Raw genomic sequence first — 26575 nt, 5'->3', positions numbered from 1 at the left:
CATTTTTTTAATCAGTATCTTTTTCGTATATTATTCTTTTTCACGACCAAAACGTTCAAATACATTTACATACGTATTAAAGGTTGTTTTATGATTGTTATAAAAAGCGTTGTCTTTATTTTCTTTCATAACCTGAAGCAAGCTTCTGTAACGTTCTATATCTGTTATTATGTCAATGGCCAGATCAGATTGATCAGCACCGCTTAAGGTTCCATAATAATTCAGGTTCTCTTTGTATTTTTGAACCAATTTATTTAGCAAATCCTGGGCTTTTTCTTTTTCTCCTACTTTGTAATAACCGCCCGCAAAAGGTTCTACTAATGAATAATATCCATATTTGTCTAACGGCATTTTCGTCATGGCAAGATTGATTATGTTTTTAGCTTTGTCGATTTTGCCTTCAGCAATAAGCTGATTCATTAAACGAGAAAGATTGGTACGATAAGTAATACTGTTTCTTCTGGTTTCAGGGTCATGATAAATATCTCCATTGCTATTACCCCAATCCCATTTTGTTACGATGTCATACATTTTATCAGCATCAATTTGCCCCATATCCATTGGCCCTCCATCTTTTGAAGGTGTATTTTTGATTGGAACTAATTTGTATACCATTCCGTCAAGCTGTAAGTAGTCTTTCAGCCATAAATAATCTTCATCATCAAAAGCACCGCCGCTAAAATAAATTGGTCTCTTCCAGTTATTATTTGCTAAGATATCTAACATCATTAGGCGATTTTTATATATCGAAGTCCCTTTAATATCTATATCCAAATAGGGAACTATAGAATCATTGTATTTAGGATTAATCACTTTGTTTTTGATAATTGTATTTTTATCAACCGGAACCCTTATTTTATTAGTTGGGAAAAAGTGAATGGTTTGACCGTTTTGTAAAGTAACAGTCGATTTAGGATGCTTAATAAAAGTAATGAAATCATTAATATTCCAACGTGTTTCCACTTTTTGAATATGAGCTACATAGTCTAATTTATCTCCAACATATTCATCATGTGTAAAAGATATTGGTAAAGGATCTGACTCATATGCTTTGGCTTTCATTTGGTCAATATACCAGTCGGTCATAAAAAGACTTGTGTTTACAATTTTTACATCGGTACGAATACCTTCAATTTCTTGTGCATACCACAATGGGAAAGTGTCATTATCTCCAATGGTAAATAAAATAGCGTCTTTGTCGCATGAACTCAGATATGCTTTTGCCATTGCAACAGCTGTATATTTGCCTGATCTGTCATGATCATCCCAGTTTTGAGAAGCCATTAAAACAGGGGCTGCCAATAAACTTCCGGCAATAATAATTGGACCGGCAATTTTTGGAGCCAGATATTTTTGAATGGTCTCATATAATGAATACACTCCAAATCCTATCCAGATTGCAAACACATAAAAAGAACCAACCAAGGCATAATCTCTTTCACGAGGTTCAAAAGGCCTTTCGTTTAAGTAAATTTTCAGTGCAATTCCTGTAAACAGAAACAGCGCCAAAAGAACATAAAAACTTTTAAGATCTTTATTGGCATGATACATCAATCCTATTAATCCCAGGATAAAAGGAAGAAAATAGTAGGCATTTCGTCCTTTATTATTTAGTACGTCAGAAGGCAGATTGTCTTGTGAGCCTAAATGTACTGAATCTAAAGCTTTGATTCCGCTGATCCAGTTTCCGTCTAAATTATCATATTTTCCCTGAACATCGCTCTGTCTTCCAACGAAATTCCACATCAGATATCTCCAGTACATATATCCAAACTGATATTCAAACATGAAACTGAAATTATCAACAGTTGTTGGTTTTTCGATAATTAAATAGTCCCCATAACTTCTTAAAAACTTGATATACCCTTCGTTATCAATTTGCTTTTGAGCATAAGCCTGTCTGAATTCGTGAACCGTTTTCTCAACTTCATTACGTAATTGAGCAGTGGCTTTATTGTATTCATCTTCACTTAACTGACTAGCATCAATTCCGTACTTTGCTAAATCATCCTCGTAAGGGTAATTAGGGTTTATTTTAAATTGTGGCGGATTTGTAAAGTTGATGTAATTTTGAATATGGGCTGTTTCTGTGCTCCACATTCTAGGCAGAATTGTTTTTTGATTATCATCACTATTTTGATCTGCATTTTTATAATTATTCGTAATGATGTATTTACCGGTTTTATAATCCCTTTCGTAATTAGGCGCTTTGTCCAAATAAGGGGTTTTGGCATCTAATCCGGCAAAAACCTCGGTGTATTGAGGGCCATAAAATAAAGGATTTACTCCATATTGTTCACGATTATAATAAGCAAGAACTTCTATAGCATCTGATGGTTTGTTTTCGTTGATAACTGTATTGGCATTTGCGCGTACAGGCAGCATCATCCAGGTAGAAAAACCAATTAAAATGAATAAGATGCAAAGAATAATGGTATTGTAGAAAATGAGCCCTTTTTGTTTGGTAAATTTTAAACCAAAATAAAAGAAAGCAATAAAGAGCAAAGCAACGAAAATGGTTCCTGAGTTAAAAGGAAGTCCCATACTGTTAACCATAAAAATTTCGGTCTTACCGAAAAAAGCCATTGTTAAAGGAAGAAGTAATTTAAAGATAAACAACAAAATACCTATCACTACAACATTGGCAATAATGAAGTTTTTTATAGTAACTTTTTCGTAGTGTTTGAAGTAATAAAGAAATCCTATAGAAGGAATTGTCAATAAAGCCATAAAGTGAACCCCAAAAGAAAGTCCAACAACAAGAGAAATGATTAATAACCATTTGTTTCCTTTTGGTTTATCCATATCCTGTTCCCAACGCAATCCAAGCCAAAAAAGCAACGCGATTAATAAAGAAGCCATGGCATAAACTTCAGCCTCAACAGCATTAAACCAAAAACTGTCTGAAAACGTATACGCTAAAGCCCCAACAAAAGAACTTCCCAATATTACAATTGAATTATTTTGATCGATTTCTGCAAAACGTGCAATGATTTTTTTTAAAATCATTGAGGATGACCAAAACATAAACAAAATAGTAAAAGCGCTTGAAAAAACAGACATCATATTTACCATTACAGCAATATGTTGATTATCTAAAGCAAACATCGCAAAAAAGGCACCCATCATTTGAAATAACGGTGCTCCTGGTGGATGGCCAACTTCAAGTTTAGCTGCTGTGGCAATATATTCGCCACAATCCCAGAAACTCATGGTTGGTTCAACAGTTAGTGTGTAGGTAATTAAAGCGATTGCAAATGCAAACCAACCAATAATTGTATTCCATTTATTGAAATTGAATTGTGCCATATTTAGATGTTAAAATTTTGTATGTTTTCTATGTTACAAAGAAAATGTTTTTTTGTGTAAAGAAACGAGCATTAACAAAAAATTCTACAAAAGTATTTAGCAAAAGTAACCTGCTGTTTGTGAAATACTTGTAACTTTATTACGAATTCGAAAGAAAAAAAAACAAAAAATAATTAAATTTTTTATCCAAAAAATTTGCGCAAACTAAAAAAAGCTTTAAATTTGCACTCGCTTAACCGCTCTATTATTGGTCTATGGTGTAATGGTAACACAACTGTTTTTGGTGCAGTCTTTCAAGGTTCGAGTCCTTGTAGACCAACATAAAAAGCCTCTCAACTGAGAGGCTTTTTTTTATGCCAATTTTTTCCTCCAAAAAAGACAGAAGAAGTTTGAAATCAATGCCAAAACGAATCAATGCATTTTTTAAGCATAAATAGAATGATGTCATCATAATAACACATTCAGTATTCAGATTTTTTTTGCGGTGATCTTAATATGAAATTCAATAGAATCCGATATAGCCTGATCAGCTAAAAGGTCATAGAATTTTCCTGATTTACTCAGCAACCGCCGTTGCGAGGTGCACGCTTATAAATTATTTTACTATCTAATTCTACATAATCTCCCGATACTATTGGATATAAATACTTGGGAGCATGTGATACCGCATGGCTTTTTATAATTATTTTGTCGTTAACTTTCAGTTTATGCAATTGCTGAAATTGATTGTTAAAGTTTAAAAAACTATTATCAGACTTTTCCGACCCAAAACTAAGTATATAATCATCCCCATTAATCCTGACCATCACTCCGAAACCTAATCTTGAACCTGGTGGAAGAGAAAGAGACGTTACAACTCCCTTCATATTGGTATAATCCCTGACAGCCATCCTTATTTTGGCAGCACTTGCATACACTTTTTTACCCGCAGGAGATGCTTCCCATTTTTTGTACCTTATACCATCAGGGGTAGCCTCCCATTTTTTTAACACCGTTTTTCTTTCAGCAGCAGAGAGGGGATTTGGGATTGACTTTTTAGAAGTCTCGTTTTTAATTTCACGATTAGCATCCGAGCCATTGGGAAACGGAGCGAAGCTAAATACAAGTCCACTTACCACAACCAGAGGTAAGATCAACACATAGATTATTTTTTTCATGTTTTTTGTAGATTTAATTAATAATATAGTTTTATCTCTTAAAGTTTATGCAGCGAAATTACTTTGATATTTTTCGGTTTGAGAGATTAAAATTGTAAATAAAAATGTAAACTTTGTAAATAAAAACTTGACACAATGCAACTTAGTCGAAATCTAATCTCAGGAAAACGCAAATACGTGTTCGGGTCACTATTACTTTCGTTTATCTGTATAATCTGTGCCGCTTTCAGTATGGAAGATCATGAAGACTTTGACTTTGCCAAAAGAGAAGTTTTACTCCGCAAGATTGGACACGAACTACTTTTAGAGTCGGGCGATAGTATATCAAGGGTGCTAGCGGTAAAAAAGATCGCCGAAAATGAATACCAGATCAGGTTTGAGAACGATCTTACTTTTCAACCGTCCTCACTAGTGAATATAACCCGGCGTTTGTTGGCAAAAGACCCGCTCGCAAGTGATTATGTTGTTAACATCCTGAACTGCGGCAACTCCAGTATAGTTTATGGATATGCCATCTCCAAAAATAAAAAAGATGATATTGTAACATGTATAGGAAGAAAGCAACCCAAAGCATGTTACATGATGAATATTAAATTCAAACCGACGGGAATAAATACTGCAAAAAACGGATATCTTCTGGGCAGCCTGTCATTTTTAGTATTTACCGGATTTATTTTTTTGAGATCTGTTAAGCCACGAAAAGTTTTGCCCGAGAGTCAATACACTAATATGTACACTTTAGGCTCGGTGCTGTTCGACGCGAAGAATCGGAAGCTCATTATAAATGAAAACACAACAGACCTGACCGGAACGGAAACCCGTTTATTGCTCATCTTTGCATTGTCACCCAACTCGACCATAGAGAGAAGCCGCCTGCAAAAAGAGATATGGGAAGATGAAGGTGTTGTTGTAGGCCGTAGTTTGGATATGTTTATATCTAAGCTTAGAAAAAAACTAGAATCAGATCCAAATATCAACATTGTTGTTATACGCAGCAAAGGATATAAGCTTGAAATTAGCAGTCAGTAAAGTACCACATTACCCTAAATTACTTTAGAAGAAGACATTGAGTGTATTCACATCTCATCTGTTAAAAAACAGGATTTTCCCCAAGGTTATTTTCTTCTAAAAACGCTGTAATAATTTTTTATTACATTTGACATAGATATTGTTTTGTTTGGCAACTTTATTGCTGTAAAGAAATCAATTCATCAACCAAAACTTTAAAAATGAAAAAAAAACTCATAATTCTTTTATTTGTATTTACAGTTATAAATGTCTTTGGACAAGTGCCAACCGTTTCAGAACCTGGCAAAACGAATCCTTCTAATGAGGAAGTTTCACCAATTAATGATGTAGTCACAAACAAAATCATAAATCCGTTCGCAAAAGTTCCGTTATACGATAATGGAATCCTGATTTATGATTACGATGGCAACCTTTTTTCATTTGATTTAGATTCCGAACAAATTGTATGGACTGTAAAAGCAACTGATTCCTATACAGAAATGTGTGCAAATGCAGTAACGCTACATGACGGAGTTGTATACGTTCCTTTTATTAACGGTGAAATTTTCGCAATTGACAACCAAAGTGGTGATGTTTTTTGGAAATCCAGAATAGGAAATAGCACAGATAAGATCATACTCAAAAATCAAACTCCAATCGTAAATAATGGAAAACTTTATGTAAATGCTCAGAACGGCAATATTTATGCTCTTGATATAAAAAATGGAGCTTTAGTATGGAATTATAAGTTTGACAGCTTAAATAACGATATTCCGGTTCTCTATTTTGACAATAAAATTTTTACACCAAGTGAATCCTGTTTTTACAGTTTTGAAGCAAACACAGGTAAACCTCTCTCTCAAAGAAGTTTCGAGACCGCTATGAACGGAAAACCTGTAACAGATGGTGAAAATGTATTTATAGCAAATGAAAAGGATGTACTTTTTGCTTTAGGCCCTAATAAATTAGATAACCTGTGGCAATTTAAATTAGACGAAAATCAATACAACATTAAGGAACGTATATTTTGCAAAGACAAAAAAATATATTTTGGGACACAAGGTTCAACAGTTTCTTCTGTATATTCTGTTGACTCAAAAACAGGTACTCAGATATGGAAAACTGATTTTATGGAAGATAATATTCAATACATTACTGAACATGATGATACGCTTTGGGGCTATACCCGTAAAGGAAAACTTTTTCAGATAGATTTAGAGAATGGTAAACTATTATTCGAAGCAAAACTAACAACCTTACCTATTTCAAATCTTGAATTTCCGGATGATGTGTCCGTGTTTTATTATTGTGATGCCGGGTTAATTCAATTTGAATTTGAAACAAAAGACGAAAACATGATGTACATGAGAACCTCTATTAAGGACGACATCTATAGCGGATATTTAAAAATAATTCGATAGCAAAAAAAGAAGCTGTTTCAGTAATGAGTAGCTTCTTTTCTTCTTAATCTCCACCACACCCGCCACAGGAACTACCACAAGAACTTCCACAGCCAGATCCTCCGTTTGAACCTGCATTTCTGTTTATATAACCTGTTAAAGGAATGAAAGAAGTTGCCAGTATCACTTCTCCATACAGAAAATAATTCCATTGCCAGTCTTTTTCAGCTTCAGTACTCTTTTTTTCATCTTTAAAAGACATAGGAATTGTATCACTAAACAAGTAATCTATTATTTTGTGAAAATAAAAATTAGATATTATCACTAATGCAAAAAGCACAAAAAGCAAAAAAGTAACGGGTTTATCTCTCAAAACACCCGAAATAAATCTGCTAAAACCAATACTTAAAACCAGACCCAAAATCAACATAGCCCTTTTTATAATTTGCATAAATTGCTTAGATTCTGTAATTTTTTGCCTAATTCCGACAACTGCTTTTTCTAATTGTCCAAATATTGGTTTTTGGGATACTATTTTAAACAATTGAGGATAAGGCATGGGCTCATATTCTTTCATGATCTCAATAACACAATTTTCATATTTATTATCAGTTAACCCTTCATCAATGAGGTTCAGCCTATTATTCCCTAAAACCTCCACTTTATTATTGCTGATTAAATTATTTACAACCCCGTGAATAACAAATTCTAATTTGTTTTTTTGAAGAAAAACAAGTTCAAAAGGACTAAGATTTAACAAAATTAAATTTGCTTTTATATTCTCATAAAAGGAATTTAAGGCTGTTTTTACAAAGCGCATCAACAAAGTGATTACCGCTGCAAACAATAAAATATAAAAAATCAAAAATTCAGGATTCTGAATTTCTATTAAAATTGGCTTGACACTATAATAAATTGGAAAAATGAGAAGTGCAAATAATCCTAAAAACACTTTTTTAAGTCTGACAATTTCAATCTTGCTTCTATCCAAACCTAAAGAATCAAGTGCATTCGAATATTCCCAAATTTCCTGAGGTTGTTTTCCAAAATTCTGCTCATACAATTCTCTTGTCTTTTCTTTAGCCTTATGGAATTTTTGCGCCTCAGACCGGTTATGAGTCGACGGAATATGTTCAATCCTTTTAGACAATAGTGAGCAAAAATTAGAATATGAACCCGTGAAAATGAGGTGTTGATGCCAGACAATATCGACGATTTCTGAAGGTGAAACCATTTCATTAGCAACAGCAGCGAGATACATGAATTTTTTATACTCAAGGACTGCCGTTTTCGCAAAATGTAGAGTCCATTTATTTTCAAAAGCTAATCTAATCAAAAAACCATATTCATCATTTGGATTATCCAATTCAAATTTTAAAACTTCTTCCCAAAGTACAGCATTCATCAATATTGTTTATTTTTGGTTAATTGATTCCATTTTTTCAGCAATTCAGATTAAAATAACGGTTTACAGCTATAGTCTCTCAGTAAACTTTTAAGTATTGATATACAAATCATCTAAAGTTATGAGTCAGCTTTTCTTATGCGCTAATATAAAATTAATTTTACTACAAAAATTAATTACTTTTTTGATAAATTACCCGCATCATTTTATCTAAATATGCTTTAAATCGCCGAAAAACAATTCTAGTGTGGTTAGCGTTTTAATACTCTTCCTTCGTATTTCGAAATTTAGTGACGTTTAAAATTCATTAAAACAATGCTTTCAAAAAAAGGACTTTCTGATTTTCCTGTCTATGGAATATCAGGAGGTGAAGCGTTACTACAATTGTTATTTTAATTGATTTCAGAACCATAATTGCGACGGCTGTATACTCTTTCAATTGTTTAGTCGCTATTTTAAGGCACACAGTTCTGAAATATTTTCTATGGAAAAACAGGTAAATGGGCTATAGAAGCACTTGGTCTATATCTCTTTGAGCTTCGAGTATGTTTTTTATGGAAGCAGGCAAAATTGCGGTTTCAAAAAACAATAATTAGGCTTGATTCTGAAATTGAGAAATCATTACTATTTAAAAAAAATCTCATCCAAACAGGTAATTAAAAACCTCCCAAATCAATTGATTTGGGAGGTTTTTAATTATTATATTCTATCTAGTGTAATTTTCATCTCTTTACTTTCTAATATGAGCTTGTCACTTGTAATAGTGCTTTCGCAAGGGTAAGGAGTTCCCGTTTCGTCTTTAATCACTAAACTTTTCCCTCCTTTACTTAAAACAAAAGTACCATCCGTTATTTCACTTTGAAGATAACCTGTTACATGTCCGTCTTCTGTAAAAGTTAAGGTTCCTTTAGTAAGAATTTCATTTTTTAAAGAATCCGAAAGCGGTAATTTTGCTTCCACATTGGTGATTTTCCATGAATTTACCAATTTGTTTCGTCCTTTATGACATGAAACCATTAATACTGCTAATAATACAATCACATAAATAAATAAGTTAGATTTTTTCATGATTTTAGATTATAGGTTAAACAGGAAACAAGTTACAAAAAAAAATAAACACAAAATACTTGTAGTCAATTATTTATAACAAACCAAACAACAAACAAAGCTATTTTCTATCTTAATTCAATTTAAAAATATCTTCGTATTTGATATATTTTTTTCTGCTGATGGCGTATAACGGATTTCCATTTTGATCCGTAATTATCCCTATACTTTCGTCATCTGATTTCGGAAAACTGATTTTATAGCCTCTTCCATCTTCCAATTGAATTCCATAGGTAGAAACTGAATTTATAACTTCAACAGAATTTTGGGTATATTCAAATTTTTCTTTTTTTCCACTGTTGTTTGTTACCGTAAAATCTTTGGCATTGAAAAACAAATCAGACTTTACACCTTTCGAATCGGTTGCTTTCCATGAACCTCGATAGCTATCTGAACCACTGCATCCAACTAAAATTACTGCTAAAATTGCCAACAGGGCAATACTGATTTTTTTCATTTTTATTTAATTTAAGATTATAAAATTTATGCATCTTGACTAACTACATTTCAAGCTCATCAAAATCCTTAATTTTTGATAACTGAACCAGTTTATTCACTTTTATTTTTTCTGTTTTTTCTTCAAATACTTCATCGCCACCTTCTCCCTCCTGGTTGGTATTTGTTTTAGTTACTTTCTTCTTTGTTAAATAATTAATACTGGTTTCGCTATCAATTCTTGGTCCGAAATTGTCGCTCGAATCATATCCAATCAATTCGAAATCATTGTTTTTTAATCTAAAAGTATAAGTCCAATATCCGTATCTTCCGTGACCATAGTGCACATAGAGTTTTCCTTTTTCTATACTAACGTCTAATTCAGGTGCAAAGTAAACACCGCCATCTTCATTTTCAGACGAGAAGCAATCATAATTCTTTACTACCTGAATGTAATTGCCGTTTTCCTTAAAAAGCACAATTATTCCTCTTCTATTGCGATCTAATTCACCACGATATTCATCTGTAATAATGTTTTCTTTATTGGTTCCTTTGATGATTATTACGCGATCTTCTACTCCATCTTTATTGAGATCTCCTTTAATTTCCTGAAAAATCTTGTAACCAACCGGAATAAAATCGGCTATTGTTTTTCGGGTTTCTAAATTTCGCCCTACTGCCTCTGATTTCTTTTCTTCTTTGATTGAAACCTGTTCTTTTTCAATAGGAGTTTGACTTTTATTGGAATTGTTACAACTCTGCAACAGAACAAAAAATGCTGCTATAATTGAAACGAAATATTTTTTATTCATAATTTTAATTTGAATGATCATCAACATTTTTAATGTTTCACTTTTCTACACCAATTTTATAAAAGATCAGTCGAAGAACCTACAAGACTTAAAATTTCAACTTTATGTGTGTTATCTAATCCACTTTTATCTCTTTGTTCCTGAAAAGATTTAAAAGATGGAATATTGAGGATTTGCTTTTGTATTTCTTCATTTTTGTAGGTTGAAAAATGAAGAAAAGTTATTCCGTCCTCCTGTAAATAAACGTTGTAACTAAATTCAGACGGGTTCAATTTTTTGAAGTCGCTCAGAAATTTGTTAATATTCTCTTTGTTTGTTGCTACAAACTCAGATTTTACTGTATAGGTTACTTTCACCGTTATCATATATGTTTTATTTTGCGTCTCAATTTTTAACATTATACTGCTAATATAATATTATTTTTAGTACAAATTTTAAACAAATCAACCAAAACCTGATTATGAAACTGCTTGTTGCATAAGGGATGGGAATGGCATCCTTTTGTTTCCTTCTTTAGGAAACAAAAGATACAATGGACAGCCCGACCCTTGTGGTTATGCCCAAATTATAAAACTAAATCCTATAAAAAACTCCATCGTTAAAATGGAGTTGTTATTTTCTAATGTATATCAGTAGTAGTTTCCTCTTCGGGATTGCCTATTTTTCGCCAGTAATTAGCGAGTAGAGAACCTGAAACATTCATCCACGGGCTGAATACCGCTGAGGCCAGACCAACGGTTGCCAGCTTTCCCATCGCTCCTGCCAATCCGGAAGCCATACCGCCGTTTTGAAGACCGACTTCGAAAGCAATTGTCTGGCTGCTTTTTTTGTCCAGACCGCTTAATCTGCTGAGCCAATAACCAAAAAAGTAACCTGCTCCATTGTGCAGTACCGAAGCCAAGAAAAGCAAAAATCCAATCTGAATTAAGTTATCTCTTCCCGCAGCGGTAGTCACCAACGTAAAATAGATGATTCCGAACATCGAGAAATACGGCATAATCATATCAATTTTTGAATACACCTTATACAATAAATAATATAATACTCCCACGATAAAAGCACCACAGCTGAAATTTACGATTTCTAAAACGTGAGCTGCTGTACTGTCTTCCGATACAGCAAAAGAATTTCCGAAGAAAACAACAACTGCCAACCAAATTATTGAAAAAATAGTCAAAACATAAATTCTTCTTTTTGCGACAGCTCCATAGTTTTTCAGAATATCGTGAATCATGGCTGCAGCCAAAGGCACAAGCACAATTTTGATAATTTCCATCATCATATTGAAAAAATGTACCTCAACCAGAGTTCCTGCAAATATTTTCATTAGGAAAGGTGTCATAATCGGTGCTGCCAAAGTAGACATTGCCGTTACGGTTACGGACAAAACCAGATTTCCCTTTGCAATATACGTCATTACATTGGAAGCCAGTCCGCTGCTGCAGGAGCCTATCAGGATAATTCCGGCGGCGATTTCGGGTTCAAAAGCAAATGTTTTGGCAATTAAAAAACCCATAATCGGCATGATGGTAAAATGTCCTAGCAAGCCAATCAGAACACCTTTACCTGATTTTCGGATGCCTGTAAAATCCTCAATGCTCATTTGAGTTCCCATTCCGAACATTACCATTTGGATGATGATCAGAATAAGCCATTTGTTGCGCATATCGAAACTGCCGACGTGCAGGAAAAAATCAGGATAGATTAGTCCGGCACAGACAGCTGTGATAATCCAAAACGTATATTGATAGCCGCTTAATGCTTTCAGATGCCCTACCCCAATGGCAATACTGGAAAATCCAAAGATTAGACCCAATTTCCAAAGAATTTCTATTTGCTGTAACCAGCCGAAACCGGCAACGATGAAAAATAGTGGGGCAGCCCAAAGAAAATATTTACGCATACTAAACATTATTAAAACATATTATTTTATTCAAAACTTTTCTTTAAACCATATAAGTTATATAAGTAAATATAAGTTGTTGCCTTTTGCGCTTAGCTTAAATGTCCTTATATAACTTATATGATGATTTTTTTTGTTAGAAATAAAGCTCTGCCAGTTTTTTCATGGCAATGGCTGGACTTGCTAAGATTGGCACTAGTTTTTCTTCGGTGCTTAAACCGTCAACTACACGCGCCATTGAAGCTTGTGCCAAAACAATTACATCAACTTCTTGCATTAATTCTTTTAGGGCTTTGGCTACCATTTCGTCATGTTTTGGGGCATCTCCGCTCATTAAAGCTTCAAAAGCGCCTTCGCATAATTTGGAAGTAATTGTTGCATTTTTACCTGCCAGTTCGGCTCTTCTTCGTACCAGGTCGCTCGTTGGCTCAAGAGTCGTCGGTAAAGTGGCAATCACTCCAATTTTATTGCTGATCTGTACTGCTTCATCCGCCATTGCCTGATCTACACGAATTACCGGAACGTTACTCAATGTCGCAGCGGTTTCAATCGCTACACCAATAGACGAACAGGTTACCAAAATTACATCCGCACCTGCTGATTCAGCAAGTTTAACGTGACTCACCACTCTGGAAGCCGTATTGGGCATTAATTTTCCTTTTTTGATTACGTCTTTAATCAGGCTGTCATCGACTATATTGAATGTTTCAATTCCCTCTAAAAACTCATTACTCAATTGCTGAAACAACGGAACCAATGTTGCTGATGTATGTACGAAACCTAAAACTTTTGCACTCATAATTTTTCTCCTTTTAATACTTTTATAAAATAATCGGCCGTACCTACTTGTCCGCCTTTAAAATTCATTTCTATTCTATTAACCCATTCATTGTCCGAAACGGCCTTGCAAAGCGGTGCTCCGGGCGCTATTGGCGCGATCATTTCCAATGCCAGAATTTCCAATTCGGAGGCAGCATAACTGGAAGTATCGCCACCTGCAAAAAGGATTCTTTTTAGTGGAACTGCTTTTAAAACTTCTTTGGTGATTCTCCCCAAAACACTTCCGTAAAGAGTACTGCATTGTTTCTGAATATCATTTTCCGAAATTCCTTTTGATCTGAAATACGCCTCTGTTTCAGCAATACGCGGGTCACTTGAACCTGTGCTGGTATGCAAAATCGTGCTTTTTCCCTGATTGAAATTGTCAACAATTCGAGCAACGGTGTTTTTTATAATTGCTTCCTGACGTTGAATATCGACAGCTTTACTTTCTAAAGCGATTTCCAGAAACCCATTTTCGAGTGCATATTCAATTTGACTGGATGTTACCGGAGAACAGCTTCCCGATAAAACGAGTATGGGCGAAACTTCTCCTGCTGATTCGAATATCGCTTCGTTTCCGATGATTTTTTCGTCTTCCCAAGCCAGTCCCAAAGCCATTTCGATTCCGGATGAACCTACTGAAAACAATGTTTTGTCAGTTGTCAATTGGTTAAAAACACTTCCGATGGTTTTGAGATGTTCCAAATTGAAACCGTCAAAAAACAGAATTTCAGCATTGTTGTTTTCTACCGCTTCGAGAACTGCTGATGTGCCTTTTTCGATTGTTGTTAAATTGACAAGATTGATGGATTTCTCCGTTTGTTTTGCCAGATGCAAAGTCAAATCGCCTTCCAAAGCGGGTGTAACAGGATGTTTGATCATGGATGGATGTCGGTCGATACGATAAATTTCGCCGTTTCCGATCGTTCCCATTCGGGCAAACAGATTTCCGAAAACACAAAATCTCCCTAAATGTGGTGCTGATGGTGAAACCAAAACCGTTTTCTGATTGAAAACTTCGCTTCCGATTTCGATTGCTTTTCCGATGTTTCCTACATGTGGCGCCGAATCGAAAGTGGAACAGACTTTATAATGAAAGTGATTTGGGGCAAAACTTTTCAGATTTTCAAAAGCACTATAAAGTTCTGTGTCCATTTCCATAGGCGACATTGATCGGCTTTTTCCCGCCAGACCAATGGCCTGAATTCCGGAAAAGCGGTCTACGTCTTTTTGATTCGGTTTTCGCAGAAAGAGTATCGTTTTCACTCCGGCCAGCGTCAGGAATTCCATGGCATCAGTCGAGCCTGTGAAATCATCGCCATAATAGGCCAATAGCAATTTATCGTTCTTCATTATTTCGAAAATTTCTTTACCGACTCGGCAAATTCCGGATATTTCAAAGCCGTTTCTTCCACAGACAAACCGTCAACGGCTCCTGTCCAGGCTTGCTGTAATGCATTTACTCCGGCTTTTGGGCCCATTGGATGTGCCAAAATTCCGCCACCTGCCATATACAGCAAATCGGTGGTTTGGGTTCTTCGATAGGTTTCTACGGCTTGTCCTCCCCATTGGCCGGAAGATACTACAGGCAATATTTCGTATCCGCCTAAAAAGGGTTTCAAACAGGATTTTATCGAGGTAACCACCGAATCATCTGATTCCCAAAATTTATTCTGTATGCCGTTGACGTGCAACTGATCGACTCCTGCCAGACGCTGAATTTTTTGATAGGCCTGAAATTCAATTCCCAACAACGGATGCCTGTTTAGCATTCCCCAGCCGTTTCTGTGACCGTGAATAACGAGTTCCCCCTGATCACAAATTTTCTTTGTTCCCGAAAGCCCGACACTATTAATACTGATCATCGCACAGCTTCCTTCTTCCTTTTTAATCAAATCGTATTTTCGTTGCATTTCGTCAATTTCATCACTGATATTGAAGGCATACATTACTTTTTTACCTGTCTTTTGTTCGTTGTCACGAATGACTTTCATAATCGCTTTTACACGGTCATCAAAAAACGAATTAGCAGCTGACCCCATCAATTCATCATCTTTGATAAAATCGATTCCGGCATCAATCAGTGATTTTACCAAAGCAGTGGTTTCCTCAACGCTCATCCCGATACTTGGTTTTATAATAGTCCCAATCATTGGTCGGTCGGTTACGCCACAGGATAATTTAGAACCTTTGATTCCGAATTTTGGTCCTTTGAAATGAGTTGCGAAAGAATCCGGCACTTCAAAATCCATTAGTTTCAAACCGGTAAATTGTGTGATTTCGTATAGATTCCCCTGTAAAGTGCTGATCAGAACTGGCAGATTATAGCCGAAATTCTCTATCGACCAGCTTACTTTTACTTTTGCTTTCTGGTATTTTTTCCCGGGAATACTTCCGCCCGGAATGGATGGTTCGTCTGCCAAATCCAATAATTGAATATCCTCTACCCTCGCCGCAAAACGTTTTTTCAACTCTTCGGTTTCACCCGGAACCGACACAAAAGTTCCCGAAGACTGCTCGCCCGCCAAAACCGCCGAAGCCTGTTCTACATCATAAGGCGTTTCGATAAGATATTCTGCAAAAACTCTTTCCATTGTCTTTCAATTTTTTAAGAAATCCTAAATAAATGAATTTATGGGGAGTAAGTGTCCTGCTGTGTGCTGTATGTGAAATTTATTTTGAAGTCAAGTTAATAACCTGAATCCGATATTTTAATTTCAGGAGCAGAAAGATTAGGCTCTATCAGTGAGCATTGGTCCCGCTCTTCGTTACAATTTTGTGAGCCGAACCCCGGCACACAAAGATTTTCACTGCGATCGGGGCTAAAAAACAACATTTTGCTTTTTTGTAATCATTCAAAAAAAGAAAACATATACGAATCGAATAGCAAAAAAAACAAACAAATCAGATCGAAAAACAATTATTTCCTGTTGTGTTTGAATTCGTATATTCGCCCATTATTTTGAAAAAAGAAAATGATTGCAAAATTGAATGAAAAAAAATCCTATCCATGGATTGTTGTTGGCTTGTTGTGGTTTGTCGCTTTATTGAATTATTTAGACCGACAAATGCTTTCTACCATGAAATCAGCGATGATGGATGACATTCCTGAATTGGCCAAAGCTGAAAATTTCGGTCTCTTAATGGCTATTTTCCTTTGGATCTATGCGCTTATGAGTCCAGTCTCCGGAATTATAGCGGATCGGTTTAACCGAAAAAGAATCATCATAGCCAGTCTTTTTATCTGGTCCGGGGTTACTATGGCGATGGGTTATGCCACAACTTTCAATCAGATTTATATTTTGCGTGGCATTATGGGTTTTAGTGAAGCTTTTTATATTCCGGCCGCATTATCCTTAATTGCAGATTACCATCAGGAAAAAACACGCTCTTTTGCTATTGCAATTCATACCACAGGAATTTATCTAGGACAGGCACTGGGCGGTTTTGGAGCCACTGTTTCTAAACATTTTTCATGGCATTTCAGCTTTCATTCCGTAGGTTTACTCGGTGTGCTTTACAGTGTCATACTGATCTTTTTTTTACAGGAAAAGAAAACTTACATTTTTGATCCTACAAAAAAATCATCTGTCAGTAATGAATTCAGACAAATGTTTAAAGGATTGGGAATATTATTTGGTAATATTTCCTTTTGGGTTTTACTCTTTTATTTCGCTTCACCAAGTTTACCGGGCTGGGCTGCCAAAAACTGGTTACCCACCTTATTTACCGAAACTTTACATTTAGACATGTCTCTGGCGGGACCAATCGCAACGGTAACCATTTCGATGTCTTCCTTTTTTGGCGTTTTAATTGGTGGTGCCATTTCAGACAGATGGGTGATGAAACATCTTAAAGGAAGAATTTACACCAGTGCTATTGGATTGTTTCTTACCATTCCGGCATTGTTTTTATTTGGCTACTGCTGTGACACAGCGGCTATTATTTTTGGCGCTATCCTTTTTGGACTTGGATTTGGAATATACGACACCAACAACATGCCTATTCTTTGTCAGTTTGTTGCGCCACGCTACAGGGCTACCGGATATGGAATTATGAATTTTGTCGGTATTTCAGCCGGGGCTGTTATCACCGAGTTTTTAGGAAAAGCTGCTGATAATGGAGGAATGAGACACGTTTTTGTATTGCTGTTATTTGTAGTTGTGAGTGCTATTGTTTTACAACTGGTTAGTTTGCATCCAAAAACTATTGATATGACTGAGGGGAATTAGTTTTGAGGGTAAACACGAAACCTCATTAAATTAAAATGAGGTTTTGATTTAAAATTTGATTAATACTTTTCCATTATCTCCATTATTTTTCTTGCCGGATCCCGTATTTCTACTGCTTTACTATTTAGATAACCTTCGCTATCTTTTTCAGTTAATGCTTTTATGGCTACATAATATGGTGCTAAAATTGTATCAAATCCATTTTCTTCAAGAATAGATAAAAACCAATTACCATATCCTAATTTTACAGTAACAGATCCAAAACGCCACCAATCATCTTGAGTAGTAAATGGAAGACACAACTCTAATTTGCTAAATGCTTTTTCTACATATTCTTTTGCAATACCTTCATTTCTATTATACAATTCAAACAAAGTTTTATTTAACCAATAACTATCTGCAACTTTTTCATCAATTTCCAATTTACTAAAATATTCATGAGCTTCAACATACCTGTTCATTTTGTCTCTATACAAGAATACTAAATTATATTTTGGTACGCTCGAATCTAATTTTAATTCGATTGCTTTTTTATATGCTTTTTCAGCTTTATCATAATTCTGAAAATGGTCTTGGTATAAATTCCCCAGAATATTCCAAACGGCAGAATTATTTGGATTAATATCAATAACCTTTAAATATGCATTCTCTGCTTTATCATAATTTTGCAAGTTTAGCATATACAATAAGCCTAAATTATTCCAAGCATCTAAATCGTTCACATTCATTTTAATAACAGCTAAATATAGTTCTTCAGCTTCTTGATATTTACCTAAATCTGAATGATATAACAAGGCTAAATTAAAAAATGGATCAATACAATTTTTATCAATTTCTATTGATTTTAAATATGCTTCCTCTGCTTTATCAGGTAGTAAAAATTCATGCCAATAAAGATTTCCTAAATTATTCCATGCTCCTCCAATTTTGTCATTTAATTCAATTGTTTTCAAATATGCTTTTTTAGAATCTAGATTTTTCTTTAAAACTTGATAAATATTAGCCAAATTAAACCAAGCTTCAGCATTATTCTCATTTGCTTCAATTTCTTTTAATAACTGCTTTTCAGCGTTAAGATATTCTTGATTCATTTCGTTAACTATATTAACATCATTCTCTAAACCAAATTGTTCGTATATATTAGGGTTTTCTTTTGCTTCATCTTTTAAATCTTTATAACATTTATCCGTAAGTAGTTTTTTCAAATCTTTATCTTTTACAACTTCTGCCATCGCTAAATTATATGTAATATGATTCAAACTTCTACTTTCGATTGATAAACTATTTTTAGCCATTGTATGCAAATCATCACCATAAAAAGTTTCCAAAAACTTAGACAAACAATACAATTCTTTCTTTTGTCTACGGCTGCTTCGGCGCATTAAAAACCAGATATTAAAAAATCGTTCACTAATTTGATAAGCGCTTCCTTTAGCTTTATAAGCATCTAATTTTTCTAGCCAGCCTAATTCCACTAATCTTTTTAATTGAGGTGAAAGTTGACCGTTTTCCAATCTGGTTTCGGCTCTCAGTTGTTCCAGATTCATTGGATCCCAATGTAAAGCTATTGCATCAACAATAATCTGCATTTGTACAGATAACTCTTCAAATCTAGCTTTATACAACGGTGTTATCTCATCTAATAATGCTTCCAAATCGTCATTAATTTCTTTGGAAAATCCTTTAACGATAATTTTAAAAAGCATTACAGCTGTTCTTGGATTGCCTCCTGTAAGCTGATGTATAGTTTTTAGGCGAGCAATCTCTTCATGAATATTTGCTAAAATTTCCTGCGCATTGGTCAATTTTGCCAGATTATTTAAAATATCCAGAAGCTCTTCAAAACTCAATTTATTTAGGTAACTAATCTGAAAAGCATCATAAAAAGGCGCACCATAATTAAAAGTTTCTTCAATTTCTACAGCACTCGCTCCAATAAGAATTGGCGCTTCATTTTGCATCAACCATGCACGCAATTTATGTTGTTCACTTTTGTCTAATCTATCAAAAATAAAACTCATATTATCGATTAACAACACAGGTCTTTTTTTAATTTTTTTTGACATTTCAATCAAAAATTGAAAAGCTTGTGTTGCTAATTCTTCATCATCTTTAATACTGCCCAATTCTTTAACTTTTGAGTCAATTAACCTAACTTCCTCTTTCATTTTTAGCAACTCCAAAACATCGGCTAAAGCATCTAAACTGTTCAGCCAGAATTCTGATAAATTATTTAGGTTGTATTGTTCTTCCGGAAAAAGTAGCGGAATAAACTTGGAATCATTCTTTCTCAATTCCACTTCTATTCTTTTCAATAAAGTGCTTTTCCCCATTCCCCTCTGACCAATAAACAAATAATGCTGGGGAATGCTATTTGGTTTTTCTTTATTGATTTTATCCATCAATAGCTGAAAGTATTTTTGTCTTACTACAAACAAATTTTGAACTGTGTCATCATCCAATCTCTGCGGATTATATAAGGCTAACTGACTTAATGATATGTGTTTTACTTTATCCATTATTTCGAAAATCTATTATACCAAAAATCTCTTAACAGCGGAGAGCGAAAACTATACTTTAATTCTTCTTCAATTAAATAACCATCGTTTTGCAACATATAAAGAAGCTTACTTAAAGTTGAATCCGCCTTTTCAGGATCATTAATTTTAGTATTTAAAAAAGAAACAAGAACACTTCTACTCTCTCCTTGTTTATTAATTGAAAGTCTTTTCAGCAATTCTCGAGCATAATTTTCCAGTTCATTGTACTCTTGCAATCTTTCTTCCCAAGTGTTCAGATGTTTTTCGCTTATTAATAAATTGTATGCTTCGTCAACAGTTTGATTTGTAATTTCTTTATCTTCAACCTGTACTAAATGATAGAATTTAAAAAATAAAATCTGTATAAAATACGGAAGTAACCATCCTAACTTATCCAATTTATAATCAATTATTTCTTCGGAAAGTACAATTTGATCTGATTTTGCTAATTCAAATAGCAGTTCTTTAGCCTTTTCTCTTTTAAATGCCCCAATTGAATAAGGATCAACATCATTAAATGTATGACTCAAATTATGTTGACTTGTAAAATTATCTATCCCTATTGAACTACAAAATATCCAATGAATTTTAGTTCCTGAAATTTGTCTAAAGCTTCTTAACCAGTTCAAAAAGAATTCAGCATTTTTCTTTCCATTAACAGGATCGCTTTCTATAAAACTATTTAATAATACTGTTAGTTCATCAACCATTATTAATGTTTCTTCTCCATGATTAAGTAACTTTTTTAAATTATCATATGAATCCTCTTTTTCTTTTTGGTATTCAAAACTCCCTTTTACACCAAATACTTCTCCTGACAGTTTAATTCCAGATAGTAATGACTCAATTAAATCGGAAGAAGTACTTTTTGCTTTTTCCCACCAATCCTGCTTTTGTAATTCCTTAATAAAGACTTTTAAAAAGCCTTCTTCAGATTTAATTTCTTCCAGATTAATTTCCAAAGTATTCCAACCTGCAGCATGAGCCTGCGTTATTATTTTTTTTGCTAAAGAAGATTTCCCAACCCTTCTAGGAGCAGATAGTATTATTGAATTTCCTTTTTGAATATGTTTCCATACATATTCTAATTCCTTTTCTCTTCCAAAAAAATTGTTGCCTTCTACAGGAGAACCAGTTATATTATTTATCATATTACATTTTTTATTTCAGACAAATATATATACAAATTTGTATATATACAAATTTGTATATTAAAAATTAACATCTTCTGAAACCAACTCCCGCATAAGGGATGGAAATGGCATCCTTTTCTTTTCCTTCTTTAGGAAAAGAAAAGATATAATGGACAGCCCGACCCGTAGGGATATGCCCAAATAACAAACTAGATTCCACAAAAAAACTCCATTATCGCTAATGGAGCTTTTTGATTTGTTCATCTAAATCGAAGAAAATCAATCAAACGTATTACTCAAACAATTCTTCTGTTTTAGTTAAAAATTCTTCCGTTGCTTCTTCAATATTGATATTCATTCTTTCGGCTAAAACGGTAAGCCACCAAATAGATTCGCCTAATTTATGTTTCAGTTCTTCTTCTGTATTACCTTTAGGCCATCTTTCTTGCTGAGACATTACGTGACGTCCAACCAAACCTGCATCGGTTAAAAAAGCCAAAGCATCTTCTTCAACCGTCCATTCGCTGCCGTGATGTGTAAGTTCAAGTTCACGATATTTTGCTCTTATTTTTAAAGAACGTTCTTTTAATTGTTCAAAATTTATTGATGCCATAATTTAATTTTTATTGAATAATTCCTGAAAAGCAACCGGACTTACATTTGTCTTTTTCTTAAACAATTTATTGAACGATTGCGGATGCTCAAACCCAAGTTTATAAGCAATTTCAGAAATAGACAAGGTTCCTTTTGCAATGTATTCTTTTGCTTTTTCGATCAGTTTATCATGAATAAACTGTTGTGTATTTTGCCCCGAAACACTTCGCAATAAATCGCTCAGATATCTGGATGACAATTGCAGTTCATCTGCCACAAATTGTACCGTTGGCAAACCATTTTCAAGCGGTTTTTCGGTATTAAAATAATCTTCGAGCAGGTTTTCGAGTTTAGAAAGCACATCGTTATTAACTGCTTTTCGGGTAATAAACTGCCTGTTGTAAAAACGATTGCTGTAATTCAGCAAAAGCTCTAATTGCGAAATAATTACGTCCTGACTAAAATTGTCAATTCGCTGATCGAGTTCGTCCTGAATATTAGCAAAAACAGCCAAAATTGTTTCCTTTTCTTTCTCTGATAAATACAAAGCTTCGGCAGCAGAATACGAGAAAAAACCATACTTTTTAATATTTTCATTTAAAGTATAAGGTCGAATAAAATCAGGATGAATATTTAATGACATGCCGCTGTAATCGGCTTCTTCTTCATGCATTTTTAAAATTTGTCCGGGTGCCACAAATGACATTCCGCCTTCTTCAAAATCATAGAAACCATGTCCGTAACGCAATTTTCCGGAGAAATTAGTTTTAAAAGATATCTTGTAAAAATCTAAAATGATGCCCTGCTCAAAATCCTTTGGATCAAAAATCGCTTTGCCATAATCCAAAACACTAATTAGCGGATGCATGGGTTTTGGCTGTCCCATCGCTTTATGCAATTCTGATATGGACTGGAATATTTTAGGCTGATTTTTCATTTTTGAAGTACGATTGTTTTACAAATTTACGAAATGTTCTACTGGCGTAATATTCCAGCTCACGGTACTTTGATCGATCATGTCGTGAACAACAGAATCACTAAGTTCCGACATTAATTTGTGCATGGCATTGGTTCCATCTTCTGTACTATCCCAAACGAGCATATCGTACACAATACCTTTTTTTAATTCGAAAATAGTTCTGGAACAAAATCCTGTTTGTCGTTTTAAAAATGCATCAATTTCGACATTCGCATCAATAAATTGTTGCGTCGTAAAACCATTCAGTTTAAAAGTAGTCAATTCTATCGCTTTATTTTTCATGTGATTCTAAAATTAAAAAGTAAACATTGTTTTGATATTTTGCACCTGCGTTTCGGCACCCAATTTCAAACGTTCATCATACAAAGCATTGGCATCATTCCCGGCAACATATCGCAGTTGGTTTTTATTGTCAGTTGCCGCTTGGTAGATAATTTGGGCAACATCTTCGGCTTTGGTGTAATTCTCCAGTTTTTCTGCGCTGTAACCTTTGCTAACTTCAGCCGTTAGTTTTTCATAAGCAGGATGTTGTCCAACTTCCATAGATCGCACAGCAAAATCAGTCTGCATTCCGCCGGGAGCGACTACTTTTACCTGAATTCCAAATTGAACTAATTCAGACGCTAAACTTTCAGAAAAACCATCAACCGCAAATTTGGTAGCGCTGTAAATCGAACAAGTCGGAAAACCCATTAATCCGAAAGTTGAAGTCACATTAATAAAAGTGCCGCTTTTCTTTTCACGAAAGTGAGATACAAAAGCTTTTGAAACTTTAATAACGCCCAATAAATTGGTCTCAATCTGACGTTCGATTTGTTCTTCTTTCAAAGATTCTAAAGCACCAATTAAACCATATCCGGCATTGTTCAACACGACATCAACAGTATATTTCTCTGTGACATTTTTGATTGTTGCTTTTATTTGACCTGAATTTGAAACGTCAAGCGGAAGTAGAATTACATTTTCTAATTGATTTAATTCGGTTTCTTTTTCGGGATTACGCATGGTGGCGATTACCTGCCAGCCTTTGCTTTGAAATAATTTTGCTGTTGATTTCCCTAATCCTGATGAAGCTCCTGTAATAAAAATTGTTTTTTGCATTTTTTGATTGTTTTAAATTTATAATGCAAAGATCAGCCGAAGTACAACCTTAGAATTAGCCATTTTGGAGTTTGGATTAGCCAAAATGACGGGCATAAAAAAACTCCATTATCGCTAATGGAGTTTTGAATACAATTATTTTTTGAAGTTCTTATTCTACTTTTACAAGTATTGTAGCTGACATTCCGTTTACGGTGGAAGTTTTTAACTGAATGTTTTCTTTCTTCCCGTTGGATTGGATGATGGCGATGCATTTTCCATTAAACACTTTGTAGGATGAAGCTTTAAAAGAATCCAGATTGGCCTGATAACCATTGTCGAGTCCAACGAGTTTACCGCCTCCGGTTACTTCAAAATCGATTTTATGATCGGCATTCGGAACCAGATTTCCGTCTTTATCTGTGATCGAAACGGTGACGTAAACCAAATCGTAAGTATCATTTTTGATAGTTGATTTATTTACTTTCAAATCAATTTTGGAAGCTGCTCCGGCAGTATGAATTTCTTTTTCCAAAACTACTTTTCCGTCTTTTCTGGAAATGGCCTTTATCGTTCCGGGTTCGAATTTTACGCGCCATGAAATATGTAAATCATCATTTTGCTTTGATTTTTTTCCGAGAGATTTTCCGTTTAAGAACAATTCTACTTCATCGGCATTGTTGTAATACGCCCAAACATCGACTTCCTGATCTTTTTGCCAGTTCCAGTGTGGGAAAAGATGCAAAACAGGTTTGGTCGTCCATTCGCTTTGGTACATATAATAGACATCCTTGGGAAAGCCCGCCAAATCTACGATTCCGAAATACGAACTTCGTGCCGGATACGGATACGGATCGGGTTCGCCCAGATAATCGAAGCCTGTCCATATGAAAGTTCCCGCCATAAAATCCTGTTTTTTGATGGTTTTCCAATTCATTTCATGCGTTGTTCCCCAATAGGATTGTACCTGATCGAAAGCCGAAACGGTCCAGTCTGCATTTCCGTCAAAAGGGGCGCCGTGTTTTGGAGGCCAGGCCTTAATGCCATCCGAAGGAAAATCGTAATGTCCACGGGTTTCGAGTGCCGAAACACTTTCGGATGCGAGTATTTTTTGCCCTTTGAAACGAACCGGAAAGTCTTTGTAATCTTCGTGTTTGTAATTGAATCCCAACAAATCCAAAGCTCCCGACTGGTAAATGAAATTTTTCTCGATAACATTCTCGGTCAAAGCGCTCGTAACGGGACGGGTGGTGTCGAGCGATTTTACGATTTGAGCCAGTTCTCTGGTAATCGCAATTCCGGTGCTGTCAAATTGTTCGCGGATTTCGTTTCCGATACTCCACATAATTACTGATGGATGATTTCGATCTCTTTTGATGAAATCTTCCAAGTCCTGTTTGTGCCACGCATCCCAGTCTTTATGGTAATCGTTGGTTACTTTTTTCTTTTTCCAGACATCAGTAAATTCATCCTGAACAATAAATCCCATTTCATCACATAACTGCATCATCTCTAAAGAATGCGGATTATGCGACATTCGGATGGCATTGGCCCCCATTTCTTTCATGATTTTCAGTTTTCTTTTGACTGCGTGAATGTTCTCCACAGCTCCCAAAGCTCCATTGTCGTGATGCAGGCAAACGCCTAATATTTTGGTTGGTTTTCCATTTAATGAAAATCCTTTTTCAGCATCGAAATTGAAGAATCTAAATCCTAAAGGTGTTTCGTAATTATCAACTGCTTTTGAATTTTCGTAAATCGTAGTGACAATTTTGTACAGATTCGGATTTTCGGTATCCCACAATTTTGGCTGGTTTACGTTTAGATTGTGGATTTTTTTTGCATTAGAATTCGCATCGATTTTCTCTGTTGTTTTAGCATTCGCGACTTCTTTATTATTCGCATCCAAAATAGAAGTTACCAATTGAAATTCTTTTTCGGAATTGGTTTTATTTTCAATCATTACTTCCAAGCGAACCGATGCTTTTTCTGCCGAAACTTCCGGAGTCGTTACATACGTTCCCCATTTCGCAACGTGCAGTTTTTCGCTCGCCACCAATCGCACGTTTCTGTAAATTCCGGAACCGGTGTACCATCTTGAATTGGGCTGTGCATCGTTATCGACTTTTACGGCGATTACGTTTTCCTTTCCGAAATGCAGATATTGCGACAATTCATAAGTAAATGAAATGTATCCGTTCGGGCGCATTCCTAACGAATGTCCGTTGATGAAGACTTCACTGTTTTTGAAAACACCGTCAAATTCTATGGAAACGTTTTTGTTCTTCCAATCTTCCGGAAGTATAAATGTTTTGCGGTACCAGCCTTTTCCTGCCGGCAAAAATGCCTGTGCCTGTTTGGTTTTACTGTCTTTATCGAAAGTACCTTCAATACTCCAGTCGTGTGGCAATTGCAAATTTCTCCAATCGGAAGTATTGAAATCAGGTTGAATTGCCGTTGGATGATCGCCTAATTTGAAATTCCAGTTTTGATTGAAATCTTCAACGATTCTGGCGTTTTTACTTTTTGATGCACAGGCAACTAAAAGCGACAATGCCAATACAATTGTTATTTTTTGTAGAATATTTTTATTCATAAACTTATTATTATAATCCAATTACGACCAGTTTGTCATTCCGACGAAGGAGGAATCTCCGCA

Annotated in this window: 21 protein-coding genes and 1 tRNA gene; 4 read left to right on the top strand and 18 right to left on the bottom strand. The window is 34.9% G+C overall.

Going from position 1 to position 26575, the window contains the following annotated elements:
• Positions 1-30 precede the first annotated feature (30 nt).
• Positions 31-3309, bottom strand: coding sequence for a glycosyltransferase family 117 protein (locus tag FLACHUCJ7_RS01060; RefSeq protein ID WP_180907583.1), 3279 nt, complete (start codon positions 3307-3309; stop codon positions 31-33).
• A 248-nt stretch (positions 3310-3557) separates the two neighbouring features.
• Between FLACHUCJ7_RS01060 and FLACHUCJ7_RS01055 the strand changes: the two genes are divergently transcribed.
• Positions 3558-3628, top strand: a tRNA-Gln gene (locus FLACHUCJ7_RS01055).
• 241 nt (positions 3629-3869) lie between these two features.
• On the opposite strand, the gene FLACHUCJ7_RS01050 is transcribed toward FLACHUCJ7_RS01055, so the two are convergent.
• On the bottom strand, positions 3870-4448 hold the full coding sequence (locus tag FLACHUCJ7_RS01050; protein ID WP_230408774.1) for a hypothetical protein: 579 nt from the start codon (positions 4446-4448) through the stop codon (positions 3870-3872).
• Between the two features lie 249 nt (positions 4449-4697).
• On the opposite strand from FLACHUCJ7_RS01050, the gene FLACHUCJ7_RS01045 reads away from it, so the two are divergent.
• Both FLACHUCJ7_RS01045 and FLACHUCJ7_RS01040 read left to right on the top strand, forming a co-directional pair.
• A complete protein-coding gene (locus FLACHUCJ7_RS01045) occupies positions 4698-5495 on the top strand; it encodes a winged helix-turn-helix domain-containing protein (protein WP_230408773.1) in 798 nt (265 codons plus the stop codon).
• A 200-nt stretch (positions 5496-5695) separates the two neighbouring features.
• Entirely contained in the window at positions 5696-6895 is a 1200-nt protein-coding gene (locus FLACHUCJ7_RS01040; RefSeq protein WP_180907580.1) for an outer membrane protein assembly factor BamB family protein, read from the top strand.
• A 43-nt stretch (positions 6896-6938) separates the two neighbouring features.
• On the opposite strand, the gene FLACHUCJ7_RS01035 is transcribed toward FLACHUCJ7_RS01040, so the two are convergent.
• The 9 genes from FLACHUCJ7_RS01035 to FLACHUCJ7_RS00995 all read right to left on the bottom strand — a co-directional run bounded on the left by FLACHUCJ7_RS01035 (position 6939) and on the right by FLACHUCJ7_RS00995 (position 15952).
• Positions 6939-8279: a hypothetical protein gene (locus FLACHUCJ7_RS01035; protein ID WP_180907579.1), complete on the bottom strand. Its 1341-nt coding sequence runs from the start codon at positions 8277-8279 to the stop codon at positions 6939-6941.
• Positions 8280-8978: 699 nt separating this feature from the next.
• Positions 8979-9347 carry a hypothetical protein gene (locus tag FLACHUCJ7_RS01030; protein ID WP_180907578.1) on the bottom strand — a complete coding sequence of 123 codons (369 nt, stop codon included), beginning with the start codon at positions 9345-9347 and terminating at the stop codon, positions 8979-8981.
• Between the two features lie 112 nt (positions 9348-9459).
• Entirely contained in the window at positions 9460-9843 is a 384-nt protein-coding gene (locus FLACHUCJ7_RS01025) for a hypothetical protein (RefSeq protein ID WP_180907577.1), read from the bottom strand.
• Positions 9844-9886: 43 nt separating this feature from the next.
• Positions 9887-10633, bottom strand: coding sequence for a hypothetical protein (locus tag FLACHUCJ7_RS01020; protein ID WP_180907576.1), 747 nt, complete (start codon positions 10631-10633; stop codon positions 9887-9889).
• Positions 10634-10689: 56 nt separating this feature from the next.
• Positions 10690-10998 carry a hypothetical protein gene (locus FLACHUCJ7_RS01015; protein ID WP_078227865.1) on the bottom strand — a complete coding sequence of 103 codons (309 nt, stop codon included), beginning with the start codon at positions 10996-10998 and terminating at the stop codon, positions 10690-10692.
• Positions 10999-11252: 254 nt separating this feature from the next.
• Complete coding sequence (locus FLACHUCJ7_RS01010) at positions 11253-12536, bottom strand: bile acid:sodium symporter family protein (protein ID WP_230408772.1); 1284 nt, start codon at positions 12534-12536, stop codon at positions 11253-11255.
• Between the two features lie 136 nt (positions 12537-12672).
• Entirely contained in the window at positions 12673-13335 is a 663-nt protein-coding gene (locus FLACHUCJ7_RS01005) for an aspartate/glutamate racemase family protein (protein ID WP_078225643.1), read from the bottom strand.
• Positions 13332-14711, bottom strand: a complete 1380-nt coding sequence (locus tag FLACHUCJ7_RS01000) for a four-carbon acid sugar kinase family protein (protein WP_180907574.1) — start codon at positions 14709-14711, stop codon at positions 13332-13334. The genes FLACHUCJ7_RS01005 and FLACHUCJ7_RS01000 overlap by 4 nt, the downstream gene beginning before the upstream one ends.
• Positions 14711-15952, bottom strand: coding sequence for a ribulose-bisphosphate carboxylase large subunit family protein (locus FLACHUCJ7_RS00995; protein ID WP_180907573.1), 1242 nt, complete (start codon positions 15950-15952; stop codon positions 14711-14713). Before FLACHUCJ7_RS00995 ends, FLACHUCJ7_RS01000 begins: the two co-directional genes overlap by 1 nt.
• A 381-nt stretch (positions 15953-16333) precedes the next feature.
• Between FLACHUCJ7_RS00995 and FLACHUCJ7_RS00990 the strand changes: the two genes are divergently transcribed.
• Complete coding sequence (locus tag FLACHUCJ7_RS00990; protein ID WP_180907572.1) at positions 16334-17590, top strand: MFS transporter; 1257 nt, start codon at positions 16334-16336, stop codon at positions 17588-17590.
• A 59-nt stretch (positions 17591-17649) separates the two neighbouring features.
• Here FLACHUCJ7_RS00990 and FLACHUCJ7_RS00985 read toward each other — a convergent pair whose 3' ends face one another.
• From FLACHUCJ7_RS00985 to FLACHUCJ7_RS00955, 7 genes are all read right to left on the bottom strand, one after another.
• Complete coding sequence (locus tag FLACHUCJ7_RS00985; protein ID WP_180907571.1) at positions 17650-20109, bottom strand: tetratricopeptide repeat protein; 2460 nt, start codon at positions 20107-20109, stop codon at positions 17650-17652.
• Complete coding sequence (locus FLACHUCJ7_RS00980) at positions 20109-21281, bottom strand: ATP-binding protein (RefSeq protein WP_180907570.1); 1173 nt, start codon at positions 21279-21281, stop codon at positions 20109-20111. Before FLACHUCJ7_RS00980 ends, FLACHUCJ7_RS00985 begins: the two co-directional genes overlap by 1 nt.
• A 274-nt stretch (positions 21282-21555) precedes the next feature.
• Complete coding sequence (locus FLACHUCJ7_RS00975; RefSeq protein ID WP_180907569.1) at positions 21556-21876, bottom strand: nucleoside triphosphate pyrophosphohydrolase family protein; 321 nt, start codon at positions 21874-21876, stop codon at positions 21556-21558.
• Between the two features lie 3 nt (positions 21877-21879).
• The gene (locus tag FLACHUCJ7_RS00970; protein ID WP_180907568.1) at positions 21880-22794 is read right to left on the bottom strand and encodes a helix-turn-helix domain-containing protein; all 915 of its coding nucleotides are present in this window, start codon (positions 22792-22794) and stop codon (positions 21880-21882) included.
• 18 nt (positions 22795-22812) lie between these two features.
• On the bottom strand, positions 22813-23118 hold the full coding sequence (locus tag FLACHUCJ7_RS00965) for a hypothetical protein (protein WP_180907567.1): 306 nt from the start codon (positions 23116-23118) through the stop codon (positions 22813-22815).
• A gap of 12 nt (positions 23119-23130) precedes the next feature.
• A complete protein-coding gene (locus FLACHUCJ7_RS00960) occupies positions 23131-23937 on the bottom strand; it encodes an SDR family oxidoreductase (RefSeq protein WP_180907566.1) in 807 nt (268 codons plus the stop codon).
• A gap of 151 nt (positions 23938-24088) precedes the next feature.
• On the bottom strand, positions 24089-26512 hold the full coding sequence (locus FLACHUCJ7_RS00955; protein ID WP_180907565.1) for a sugar-binding domain-containing protein: 2424 nt from the start codon (positions 26510-26512) through the stop codon (positions 24089-24091).
• Positions 26513-26575: the final 63 nt, after the last annotated feature.

It is taken from the genome of Flavobacterium salmonis (assembly GCF_903819435.1).
Taxonomy (GTDB): Bacteria; Bacteroidota; Bacteroidia; order Flavobacteriales; family Flavobacteriaceae; genus Flavobacterium; species Flavobacterium chungangense.
Note: the sequence above shows the minus strand (reverse complement) of the source record. Positions and strands in the feature narration are given on the sequence as shown.